Annotated in this window: 8 protein-coding genes; 3 read left to right on the forward strand and 5 right to left on the reverse strand. The window is 45.3% G+C overall.

Annotation, left to right across the window (positions count from 1 at the left end):
- The first annotated feature begins 23 nt into the window (after positions 1-23).
- Positions 24-2,342: a patatin-like phospholipase family protein gene (locus ACO05P_RS00400; RefSeq protein WP_421752808.1), complete on the forward strand. Its 2,319-nt coding sequence runs from the start codon at positions 24-26 to the stop codon at positions 2,340-2,342.
- Here the strand turns inward: ACO05P_RS00400 and ACO05P_RS00405 are convergent.
- On the reverse strand, positions 2,326-3,822 hold the full coding sequence (locus ACO05P_RS00405) for a helix-turn-helix domain-containing protein (protein ID WP_421752809.1): 1,497 nt from the start codon (positions 3,820-3,822) through the stop codon (positions 2,326-2,328). The genes ACO05P_RS00400 and ACO05P_RS00405 overlap by 17 nt on opposite strands.
- 132 nt (positions 3,823-3,954) lie before the next feature.
- Here ACO05P_RS00405 and aceB point away from each other — a divergent pair, with 132 nt between their 5' ends.
- Together aceB and aceA are read left to right on the forward strand one after the other, a co-directional pair.
- Positions 3,955-5,550 carry a malate synthase A gene (gene aceB, locus ACO05P_RS00410; RefSeq protein ID WP_421752810.1) on the forward strand — a complete coding sequence of 532 codons (1,596 nt, stop codon included), beginning with the start codon at positions 3,955-3,957 and terminating at the stop codon, positions 5,548-5,550.
- An 89-nt stretch (positions 5,551-5,639) separates the two neighbouring features.
- Entirely contained in the window at positions 5,640-6,914 is a 1,275-nt protein-coding gene (gene aceA / locus ACO05P_RS00415; protein ID WP_421752811.1) for an isocitrate lyase, read from the forward strand.
- Positions 6,915-6,964: 50 nt separating this feature from the next.
- On the opposite strand, the gene ACO05P_RS00420 is transcribed toward aceA, so the two are convergent.
- Genes ACO05P_RS00420 through ACO05P_RS00435 form a run of 4 tightly spaced genes read right to left on the reverse strand, consistent with a single transcriptional unit; the run spans position 6,965 to position 11,781 of the window.
- The gene (locus ACO05P_RS00420; RefSeq protein ID WP_421752812.1) at positions 6,965-7,444 is read right to left on the reverse strand and encodes a hypothetical protein; all 480 of its coding nucleotides are present in this window, start codon (positions 7,442-7,444) and stop codon (positions 6,965-6,967) included.
- Between the two features lie 7 nt (positions 7,445-7,451).
- Positions 7,452-7,832, reverse strand: a complete 381-nt coding sequence (locus ACO05P_RS00425; RefSeq protein WP_421752813.1) for a hypothetical protein — start codon at positions 7,830-7,832, stop codon at positions 7,452-7,454.
- Entirely contained in the window at positions 7,832-10,162 is a 2,331-nt protein-coding gene (locus ACO05P_RS00430) for a penicillin acylase family protein (RefSeq protein ID WP_421752814.1), read from the reverse strand. The genes ACO05P_RS00425 and ACO05P_RS00430 overlap by 1 nt, the downstream gene beginning before the upstream one ends.
- A gap of 56 nt (positions 10,163-10,218) precedes the next feature.
- Positions 10,219-11,781: an amidase gene (locus ACO05P_RS00435; RefSeq protein WP_421752815.1), complete on the reverse strand. Its 1,563-nt coding sequence runs from the start codon at positions 11,779-11,781 to the stop codon at positions 10,219-10,221.
- Positions 11,782-11,808 lie beyond the last annotated feature (27 nt).

Below are 11,808 nucleotides of genomic sequence, written 5' to 3' on the forward strand. Positions count from 1 at the left end.
TACTTTTGAATAAGTAATCTTTTATGCTGCGCTACCTGCTTTCTTTTTTGCTTCTTTTTAGCCTTTCCTTGTCCGCCCAGGAACAACCGAAATTGGGCCTGGTGCTAAGTGGTGGCGGGGCAAAAGGACTGGCTCATGTAGGGGTCTTAAAGGCCATGGAAGAAGCGGGTTTACGCCCGGATTTTATTGCCGGTACCAGTATGGGATCTATCGTGGGTGGGCTTTATGCCATTGGATATTCGGCTACTGAAATTGATAGTATTCTGCGCAGTGTAGATTGGGATCGGGTGCTTTCCAATAAAATGCCTCTTAATTACATTGCCTTCGAAGAAAAGGAATATTACGATCGCTATTTAGTGGAATTTCCTGTGGTAGATCGAAAGCTTAAAGTGGGCACTGGCTTAATTCGCGGTCAAAGGTTAAGTGAATTGATGCATTTTTATTTTTGGCCCGCCCTTCAATATGATAACTTCGATCAATTCCCCATTCCTTTTCGCTGTGTTGCGACCAATGTAGGTACAGGGGAGTCTGAGATTTTTAAAGATGGTCCGCTGCCTACAGCTTTGCGCTCTAGTATGGCCATTCCAACCGCGTTTACCGCAGTAAGTCGCGATAGCTCACTTTTGGTAGATGGAGGGGTGCTCAATAATTTTCCGGTGGAGCTGGCCGAAGAGTGGGGTGCAGATTATATCATCGGTGTTAATGTGGGGGCTAAGCTCAATCCCGATTTGCCGGAAAGCATGCCTGAAATTTTGATGACCCTCTCCATGATTCCCGCTTCCAAGAAATTGGAGAAACAAGCTCAAACCTGTGATATTTACATTCAGCCTGAGCTAGATCAGTACGATGCGGCAAGTTTTGGAGATGCCAAAGGGATCATGGCAGTTGGAGATAGTACCGGCCAATCCTATTTGCCGCTCATGAAAAAATTAGCAGCTAAGATTGGGGCGCCGCGTAAACCTATGCAAATGGGGCAAATCGAAAAGGCCATAACGATCCAGCATATCCTAATTGAGGGCAATCGTATTTTTTCGGATGATTTGATTTTGAAGAAACTGGGAATTTCTCCTGGACAAACCATTTTACGACATGATCTGCAGCAGGGTCTGCGCAGGGTTTATGGGATTAATGGCTTTAAGAGCATCGATTATGAAATTACCAAGACAGCAGATGGCACTAATAATCTCCATTTACGCTTATTGGAAAAGGAGCAGAATTACTTCTATGCCGGGCTGCATGCCGATAATATTTTCTCTGCCGGATTGAGCCTAAATTTTACCAGTCGGAATTTATTGGGGGAAGAGTCGCGTAGTGTATTCGCTCTCGACCTATCCAGAAATCCGCGTTTTCGCTTCGATCATTATCAATATTTGCAGCAGTATAAGCGCTGGGCCTTCAATTTTAGATACGATTACGGGGCGCTGCAAATCCCTAGTTATTCTGATGGGGATTTGCGGAACATCTTGATTTCCTTTAGTCATAAAGTGCATGCCATTCTAATGAGCACCCAATCCTTGAAAGAGAGCTATGCCGGGGGAATCTTTTATGAGAATAGCCGCTCTCGTATTCGTATTGGTTCCGATATCCCGGAAGGATTGGAAAGCTCCATTCAACAGAATTATGGCTTTCGCCTGATGCATACCGCGAACGACCTTAATGATCGCAACTTCCCGGAATCGGGAGGGGAGTCGATCTTAATATTGAATACTTATCTGGGTACCACCCAAACGGTTCGCCTGGAAGACGGAGTAGATAGTATCGCTTTGGGTTCTCAGTCGATTGGTGGGGTAACGGAATATTTAAATGCTCAGGAATTGAAAGACCTGGCGGATCACTTGAACCCGGGAGTTTATATGGATGTTTTACTCAGTGCCCGGTATTATAAGAGCATTCGTCCTAAATTACAGTGGGTACCCTATTATGCTGTGGGGCTGAGCCTGGGGTCCGGAGAGGCGAACTCTGTTGTGAACGCCTTCCGCCTGGGAGGTTTACAACGCGTGGCGATTAATGATATTCGGGTTTTAGGGATACAGTTCGGGGAAATTGTAAGTCCTAATTTCGGATTAATTGGGATTCAGTTACAGGAGATCTTCTGGGAGGATTTCTATCTGCGCTATGGTATAAATGGATTAGTTTACCATCCTTATCGCTCTTTGGAACACTGGGGGGAGATTTTCACCAATGGTGATTATGGTGCCCTGGAACATACCTTGGGAATGGGGGCAGAGTTTAGCTGGCGAACCTTTTTCGGACCAATGTCCCTTGGATTTAGCACCAATAGCAGTGATTGGAAGGCGCGTTATTATCTAGGTTTGGGCTTCTCTTTTAATTATTCAGATTAGTCTCTTCCTCTAAGATTTGCTTTAGTCTTTCTTGTAAAAGCTGTTCCTGCTCTTCTTTAATTAGTCGGTGGGGCGGACAAACCCTTTGCTCACAATTTTGTACCGAACAAGTTTCGCAGCTGGTGCCTACAATTTGAGTGCTGATTTTAGGGTCTTTATGAAACTGAACCTGCTTTTTGAAATTTGCATTAAGCTCCAGGCCAATTACCACACTGCGTTGCGCATTGGGGCTTACCGGGTCATTTTCGCGAGCGCCCAGCATAAGGTACTCCTCACCGGTATCTTGATAAACACTAATCTGGCAACCCAAGGCCAAAGCTCCAGAGCGATAGTAATTTTTAGGCTTTAGCAATAAATCGGTACTTAACCATCTGCGACAGTAGTTTATGGTTCCTGTTAAAGCTTGGGGTTGGTGTTTGCGACTCAGGTGCAATTCCTTACTTAATACGGGGGCCGAATCACTATTCTGTTGCAGGCGTAAAAAGAAGAGTTGATTTAAGCCGAAGTGGGTTGGTAAGATATTCGTTAATCGCTGTAAAAAGGTTTCTGCCGAATCGGTGAATTCGCTCATCAGTTTATGAAAGCGAGCACTGTCCCATTGTTTTTCTTTGAAAAAGCTTTTCAAGGCGGTGCAGATACGATCTTCGGGTAATACCAGGGCACCAGCAAAATAGGAGGCCTGGAAATTATGGAGGACCTCTTCGAAACGATCAAATTTTATCCAACTAAAACTTAGGGGACGATCTTCGATTTGGAGATGACAATAGCCCAGTTCTTTAGCCAGGATAAAGACTTTCTGAGCCTCCGGGATGCCAGGGCTTAATAGGAGAGTCGTGGATTTTGGAATAAACAAGGAACGCAAAGTGCCAGGGAGATCCTCTTTGGCTAGGCGCTCTTCATCCAGCTTATAGCCAAATTCCTCTTTTAAAATTTCTGCCAGTTCAGCTGACTTCACTTTTTGTTGCAGGTCTAATTGATAGAGTCGGGCAAAATCGCGCACCGCTTGTTCTAAGTCGGGAAAGTAATTTTGATGACTTTCCTGATAACTCCGCAAAGCAGCGAGATAGAAGTTCTCTCGACTTACCTGATAGTGGCGCGTCATTTCAAAAAGAGTGCTTATAAAGGCGGATACTTTATCTGGTGCACCAGCGATAATATCGATGAGATTGCTTTCTTCAATTCCGAATAGTTCCAGAGGTATCTCTTTAAGAATGCCACTTAAGATAATATCACTTAAAGGAGCCATGCTGCCACTGAGCTTCATGCTCACCATTTCATCATATTCTACCTCTAAGGCTTTGGCTAGTGCCAGGATTTTATCAGGTTTAGGATACTTCTTTCCCTTCTCAATTTCATTGAGATAACTCTTACTGAGCTGGGTTTTTTTCGATAAACCGAAGAGTGATAAACCTCTTTCGGTACGAATTTGCTTCAATTTTAAGCCAAAAATTATTCGAAGTTGTTCTTCCTGAAGAACCATGCTAGCCTACTTTTCCAGCAAATCTACACATTTATCTTAAGGGTTCTCAATAAATGAAATTGCAAAATTTAGCGAACGTTCGCTAAAATGTATGAATTTGCTTTTTATATTTGATTCGTCAAACTAAGAATCATGAATAAAGAATTAGTCAATCTGGCCTACGGATTAAAATTTGATGGTTTCTGGAAACCCGAATTGGAAGATGTTTTTAGTACTGATGCCCTTAAGTTTATTCGGGTTTTAGATCAAAAATTCGGTGCGGAGCGCAAACAATTACTCATGGAGCGCAAACTTCGTAATGAAGAATGGTACAAACAGCCGCCCGAATTTCCCAAGTTAACGCAATCCATTCGGCAGGGCGATTGGAAGGTGGCAGCGCTTCCCGATGATTTACAAGACCGCCGAGTGGAAATTACCGGTCCGGTAGACCGCAAGATGATTATTAACGCTTTAAATTCTGGTGCCAAGGTTTTTATGGCCGATTTTGAAGATAGCAATGCGCCTTCCTGGGCCAACATTGTTTTTGGTCAGCTTAATTTATTCCAGGCCGTGCGCGGTACTCTGGAATTCATTGATGAAGCGCGCGGAAAGGAGTATCGCCTCAATTCTCAAACTGCCACCTTAATGGTAAGGCCACGAGGTTTACACCTGGAGGAGAAACATTTCATTTGCGATGATCAAGCCATTTCCGCTTCCTTATTCGACTTTGGACTGTACTTCTTTAACAATGCTCAAGCCTTAGTAGACAAAGGATCAGGCCCTTATTTTTATTTACCTAAAATCGAATATTATCAAGAGGCCGTCTGGTGGAATGAGGTATTCAACTTTAGCGAAGCTTATCTCAAGCTAAAACCAGGCAGTATTAAGGCCACAGTTTTAATTGAGACTATCAATGCCAGCTTTCAACTGGATGAAATTCTTTATGCTCTCCGAGAGCATTCGGCTGGATTAAATTGCGGGCGCTGGGATTACCTGTTCTCCTATATCAAGCGTTTTAAGGAACATCCGGATTATCTCTTTCCGGATCGGGATGCGCTAAGCATGGAAACGGACTTTATGCGGGCCTATTCCCGTCGACTTATCCAGGTATGCCATAAGCGTGGGGCGCAGGCTATGGGCGGAATGGCAGCTCAAATCCCGATTAAAAATAATCCCGCGGCTAATGAAGCGGCTTTCGCCAAAGTAAGGGCTGATAAACTCCGTGAGGTGCAAGACGGTCATGATGGAACCTGGGTAGCTCATCCAGCCTTGGTACCGATCGCCCTGGAGGTTTTTAATGAACACATGCCCGAAGCAAATCAAATCGCTAAGCAATTTCCACACTATCAAATTGCCGCCAAGGATTTGGTAGCCAGGCCCCAGGGAGAGGTGAGCGAGGCAGGCTTAAGGAAGAATATTTCGGTAGGCATTCAGTATCTCGCGGCCTGGCTTAGTGGTCAGGGTGCAGCGGCCATTCATCATCTTATGGAAGATGCTGCTACCGCTGAAATTAGCAGGACCCAAGTCTGGCATTGGCTGCATCGAAAGGTTCAATTATCCGATGGTCGCGATTTAAGTCGTGATTTATTTGAACGGATTTACCACGAGGAGCTTAGTTTGCTCGAAACGGAAATTAATCCGCAGTGGAAAGATCGATTGCGCACCGCTGCACGATTCTTTCATCAATTGGTAACCGCACCAGAACTGAAGGAGTTCCTCACCACTGAACTCTACCATACCCTCACTTAGTAATCTATTAAATATCAATTTTTTAAACCGAAATGAGCTTTCGGAGTGGGAGTTCCATTTCTAAAATTCACCTCTAAAATCGTCCAAGAATGGATAAGCAAACTCAAATTAATCAGATCAAAGAAGACTGGGCTGTAAATCCCAGGTGGAACGGAATTATCCGCCCCTATACAGCAGAGAAGGTAGTTGAGCTTCGCGGCAGCTACCGCATTGAATATACCCTGGCCCAATTGGGTGCTGAAAAGCTTTGGGATAAACTAAAATCGCAGGACTGGGTGGCGGGTTTGGGAGCCTTAACGGGCAATCAGGCCATTCAAGAAGTGATGGCGGGCCTGGAGGCTATTTACCTCAGTGGATGGCAAGTGGCGGCCGATGCCAATTTAGCCGGACAAATGTTTCCCGACCAAAGTTTATATCCTGCCAATTCGGTTCCGGCAGTAGTAGAGAAAATTAACAATGCCTTGCTTCGTGCGGATCAAATTCAAAGTGTAAAAGGAGAGGCCAAGTATGATTTTCTCGTACCCATCGTAGCCGATGCTGAAGCGGGATTTGGCGGTAATCTCAATGCCTTCGAATTAATGAAGGAGATGATTAAAGCCGGAGCGGCCGGAGTACATTTTGAAGATCAGCTTAGCAGCGCTAAAAAATGTGGCCACCTGGGCGGTAAAGTCTTGGTGCCAACGCAAGAGGCCATTCAGAAATTGGTGGCGGCTCGCTTAGCGGCAGATGTAATGGGTGTACCTACCTGTATTATTGCGCGCACGGATGCCGATGCGGCCAATTTAATTACCTCCGATGTAGATGAACGCGATCGTAAATTTATCCTCGGCGAGCGCAGTGCAGAAGGTTTTTACTATGTGAAGAATGGGGTAGAGCAGGCTATTGATCGCGGCTTGAGCTATGCTCCCTATGCGGACCTAATCTGGATGGAAACCTCTCATCCCAGTATCGAGGAAGCAAAAGCTTTTGCAACAGCTATTCATGCGCAATTCCCCGGGAAATTACTGGCTTATAATTGCTCGCCCAGCTTTAATTGGGCTTCCAAATTATCGGTAGCTGAAATGGAAAGCTTCCGTGAAGAATTAGCAGCGCTGGGCTTCAAATTCCAATTTATTACCCTGGCCGGTTTCCATGCCCTTAATACCAGCATGTTCGAATTAAGCAAAGCCTATAAGGAGCGCGGAATGGCTGGTTATTCTGAATTACAAGAAAGAGAATTCGCCTTGCAGAAGGACGGTTTTGTCGCCGTGAAGCATCAGACTTTTGTGGGCACTGGCTATTATGATGAAGTACAGAATACGGTGACAGCGGGAATGACGAGCACCACTGCTATGAAAGGCTCTACTGAAACGGCGCAGTTTTAATAAGATTCATTCATCCATAGCCCGCTCCGAAAATGGAAGGGAGGGGCGGGCTATTTTTTACCCTTCAAAACTAAGTCTGCTTTGCGGATCTCAAGGCTGGGATCTTTTTGTCCCATCAACAAGACTTTGAAATTGTAGTCTCCGGCCTTTTGAATCTCTATCGGACCATTTAAACCATAATAGCTTTCGCTGATGCGATCTCCATCCTGACTGCGAGATTCACGCTCTCGATTTTCGGTACTGGATGGATTGATATAGAATTCTCGCAAGTATTCACCATCCACGAAAATCACCACTCTAAAGAGTAAATTCTGATCACCACTATAGCTGTAATCCATATCCGACCATAGTTCCAAGGTCTGATTTGCCTCTAGTCTCAGGCTGTCCTCAGCAATAAAAAACTCCCCCTGGGGTGAGGTTAAATTGTGGGGAGAAAAGCGGCTTAATTCTGTCATGCCCTTTTCGTGGCAGGCAGAAAGCATTAAAACGATTAAAATGCCCAAAAGGCTTAAGCGCAATCCATTTTTCATTTCAGAATTAATCTATAAAATCTTCTTCCTCTTCTTCGGTTTCCGGCTTGGATGCAGGGCTAAAGATCAAGAGCAAGGCATTGGCAGCTTTGGCCATTAAACTCATGGTTAGCACTGATACCAGGGCAATGATAAGCCATAGCGAAACACTTTCCAACTTCATGATATCCGAAACACTCTGATTAATGAAATCCGGAATGGGATTAATGAAAAGGGCAACTACGAAGGCTAAAACCGAAAGCAGGAGGTAATAAAAGAAATTGATGCGCATCCGGGGAACCCAACCCACCAAAAATGAAAGGCCTAAGAACACCCATAAATCCGAGAGAATTAGGGCACCAATAAATAAGCTCAGGTGCAAAAAGCTAAAGCGTAATAAACCTTTCATTAGTCAAATTTATAGGTTACCGACCAGGGACTCTGTTCCGGGCTTTCTACCCAGTTGATCTTATGATAGCGGATATTATACCAATCCGAAATTTGATCGGTATAATGCTGATGTCCGGGAATTCCGGATTGACCACCTGCCAATACTGTTTCGGCTATAGGATTGCCGGAAGTTAATTCTACCAAAGTACGCATAGAGGGACCATGAGTACCGGGCAAATGTGAGGAAACATTTACAGTACGCGGACTGCCTTTGGCAGGGAATGGAGTATGGTTAAAGGGCATTAATCGCAGCAGGTGGCGGAAATAAATTTTATGGTATTTACCGTATTGCCAAAGCTTAGGATTGTAACCATAGTAGTCGCCTAAATATTTAACTGTTCCGGCCCAAGCGGCATCTATCAATTCTTCACGGGATAGATACTGTCCGGATCCGATAGGAATGGGTTTATTCTGATAAAGCAGATACAGCATGCGATCGGCGGGAGGTGGAAAATCAAAGTCTCCCAGGAGTTGCGCATTGATGGTATCTAATATGGCGGTTTTAAATACACTGTAAATGGTGGCCGCTTCTGAATCTTCATCGCAATTACCCGCCCAGTTTTCAAGGTAAGGGAGAAAGATTTCCGGGCTGCTGTTAATCATGATATCCTTCAATAAAGGCCATTCACCATCGATGATATCGCCATGCATTTTCTTTAAATGATCGCGATCAATTTTGGGCTTTTCCATTAGCATTTCACTAATGCGACGACCCCGAGCACTGGGGCTAAAAAGGGTGTTGAGGTAAGGGCTAATTTCTCCCACCACCTGGTGTTGGTTCGCGGAGTGGTTCCAGCCCTTTTCAGGATTTAAGACATAGAGTTTTCGTCCCATATGCTTAAAGCGGGCTTTATCCTCACTGCGACGGGCATTTACAATTCCACGTTGAGGTTGATCATGCATTAAGGCAAAGCCAGAGGTTACCATGCCTATATTCCCTTGATTGTCAGCCAGCACAAAGTTCTGTGGCGGATGACCAAAGTTTTGCAAGGCCTGATAAGCCTCTTCCAGATTGTTTGAGCGCCGTATATCCAGGAAGGCCCGTAATTCGCTGCTTTCAAAGTTTTGAGCAACCCACTGTGTGGCCAGAAAATCACCCTCAACACTATCCAAAGGACCGAAATAAGTATCGTAATACACGAAGGAAGCATTTTCGCGTCCCTTTACCGGGAATTCTACTTTATGAGGTACCAGGTCTTCCCACTGTCCATCCAGTTTATATTGCCGGTCATCATTCAATTCTAACTTGTAAAACTCCGTGAGATCCCAGGTGGCATTGGTCATGCCCCAGGCCACTTTATTGGTGAAGCCCGAAATAATAAAGGGAGCTCCGGGTATGCTAAAGCCATGTGCTACTTTGCCTGCCACCACTTGATGCACCTCATACCAGGTTCCAGGTAAATCTAATGAGAGATGGGTATCATTGCATAAAAAGGCGTTGCCGGTGCTGGATTTAGAAGCCGCTACCGACCAGTTATTGGATCCTACTTCATTGTCTGCCGCTCTACGCACTTGAGCGGAATCAAAGTCCATCTCAGGAATATAGCTTCTTAAACCCTGGCGAGGATTGATTGTGTCTACCTGACTGATTTCCGGGTAAATGGGAAATATGTAGTCCCGTTTCCAGGGATAATAATATTCGATGAGGTTTTGGGGAAGGTATTTTTGAAGGGCTGAGAATTTAAGGTCATTCTCGCTGTAGTTCAGCACCTTATCCATGTAGCGAATCAGGATGATCGGATCATGCGCTTCCATAGGAGTGGGCTCAAATCCCAAGAGGTGAAATTCTGGGGGACGTTCGCCACTTTTCTGTTGTTGGAGGTAAAAGTTAAAACCTTTGGCATAAGCCTCAAAGATAGAAGCCAATTCGGGATCTTCATTTTTTAGCTTTTCGAAAGCCTCCTTACTCTTTTGATCGAAATCAAATTTTAACCAAAAGCGATCGGATTTTACCGCTCTCCAACCCGCTACTTCGCATAAACGACCTTTAACCGTACGGCGCAGCATTTCCAATTGAAACTGACGGTCTTTGGCATGGGTAAATCCCATTCCATAGGCTAATTCGGCTTCATTATCCGCAAAAACATGCGGTACTCCACGCTCATCATAGCTAATGCGTAATCCGGGATATTCACTGCCGCTAAAATTGCGATCCTCATCTTCCAGACTTACTTGGAGGACGGAGGTGGGGTAGATGAAAAATTCCAATAGCTTAGGAACACCAGGCCAGGGAATACTTAAAAGGGCAATCCAAAGTCCAGCAACAATTAACCAGATCCAATTTCGCATGCTGTTAAAATTTCGGTTGAAATTAAGCAAAAGCCTTCAGATCAGGGGAGCAGCCTTTAATTTTTCGGTAAAGGATCGCTGGGAAGGAATTCAGGGGCTTTAATTGCTTTGCGCTCAGCTTCGTAAATCGCAGCAATTTGTAATAGCAATAATTCTGAGCCTTGCCGGCCGAAAAGACTAAGACCTACTGGCAAACCTTTGATCATACCCATTGGTAGGCTAAGGTTGGGATATCCGGATATCGCAGCAGGGGAGGAGCTTCCTAAAATATAATGATCTCCATTAACCGGATCTATAATCCAGGCGGGAGCTCCGCTGGGGGCCATAATTGCATCCAGCTTTAAGCTGTCCATGATCCGATCAATACCTAATGCCCGACTATTGGCTTGCATTTTATCGAGATTACGCAGGTAATTGTCGTATTGACTGCTGTCTTTTTCCAGGGCCATTTCCAGGTATTCCTGACCGAACCATTGCAACTCCACGCTATCTGTATTGTTAAAAGCAATCAGTTCCTCCAGATTGTGCACAGGCAGAGTGGAATCCAAGCTGCTTAAATAGGCATTGAGTCCCAAATGAAATTCATAGAGCATCACCTCGAAAGAAGCATAATTGGTTTCAGGAGCAAGAATGTCGGGTACTTCCACAAATTCAACTCCCTTTTTTTGGAGTAAGGCTTTCGCCTGATGGAACAGCGCGTCAACTCTTTGATCTTCGCCTAAAGCCTGGCTGTAAATACCAATACGCAAAGTGGAAAGGTCCAGGCTGTCCGGATTAAGATTTTGGAATTCCAGCCGCTCTGCTGTAGTTAAATCCGGGTCCCAAGATGTAAATCGACCGGGATTCGCAGTATCGGGATCGGCAATAATACTGAGGACCAGGGCAGCATCTCGAATGGTTTTAGCGATAGGACCAGCGGCATCCTGACTATGGGCAATGGGAATAATGCCTTTAGCCGAAACCAAGCCTACCGTAGGTTTCAGGCCTACCAGGCCATTGCTTTGACTGGGGCAAATAATGGAACCATTGGTTTCGGTGCCAATTGCTATCGGGGCAAATCCGGCTGCCACCGCGACCGCTGAGCCTGAGCTGCTGCCACATGGATTTCGAGTCAGGATATAGGGATTTCGAGTAAATCCCCCCAAAGCACTCCAGCCACTGATGCTGCGCACTCCTCTGAAATTAGCCCATTCACTAAGATTAGCTTTGGCGAGAATAATGGCCCCCGCAGCTCGTAAACGCGCCGTTAATTGTGCATCCACGGGGCGGTAATTCATGGCCAGGGCTCGGGATCCTGCGGTGGTGGGCATAGAGTCCCGACTTTCAATATTGTCTTTCAGAATTATCGGAATTCCATGCAGGGGGCCTAGTATTTGTCCGGCCCGGTACAGGGCATCGAGGCTATCGGCAATCGTTAGGGCATGGGGATTTACGCTAATAATAGCTCCTAAATTCGGGCCCTTTCGATTCATTTGCTCAATCCTCTGCAAATAGATGGCAGTAATCTCATGAATACTCCAGGTACCACTGGCATAGCCCTTTTGAATTGCGGCGATATCGGCCTGCAAAGGATCAAAGTCTAAGCTATCTTTCTGAGCTCTGGATGTGGTCGTCAGCAAGATTAGAAACAGACAAATAAAAGAGCT

The organism is Croceimicrobium sp., assembly GCF_965228705.1.
Lineage (GTDB): Bacteria > Bacteroidota > Bacteroidia > Flavobacteriales > Schleiferiaceae > Croceimicrobium.

Excerpts from the sequence above, each read along its gene's own strand:
- ACO05P_RS00400 (WP_421752808.1), top strand. The coding sequence starts at position 24 with ATGCTGCGCTACCTGCTTTCTTTTTTGCTTCTTTTTAGCCTTTCCTTG.
- ACO05P_RS00405 (WP_421752809.1), bottom strand. The coding sequence starts at position 3,822 with ATGGTTCTTCAGGAAGAACAACTTCGAATAATTTTTGGCTTAAAATTG.
- aceB (WP_421752810.1), top strand. The coding sequence starts at position 3,955 with ATGAATAAAGAATTAGTCAATCTGGCCTACGGATTAAAATTTGATGGT.
- aceA (WP_421752811.1), top strand. The coding sequence starts at position 5,640 with ATGGATAAGCAAACTCAAATTAATCAGATCAAAGAAGACTGGGCTGTA.
- ACO05P_RS00420 (WP_421752812.1), bottom strand. The coding sequence starts at position 7,444 with ATGAAAAATGGATTGCGCTTAAGCCTTTTGGGCATTTTAATCGTTTTA.
- ACO05P_RS00425 (WP_421752813.1), bottom strand. The coding sequence starts at position 7,832 with ATGAAAGGTTTATTACGCTTTAGCTTTTTGCACCTGAGCTTATTTATT.
- ACO05P_RS00430 (WP_421752814.1), bottom strand. The coding sequence starts at position 10,162 with ATGCGAAATTGGATCTGGTTAATTGTTGCTGGACTTTGGATTGCCCTT.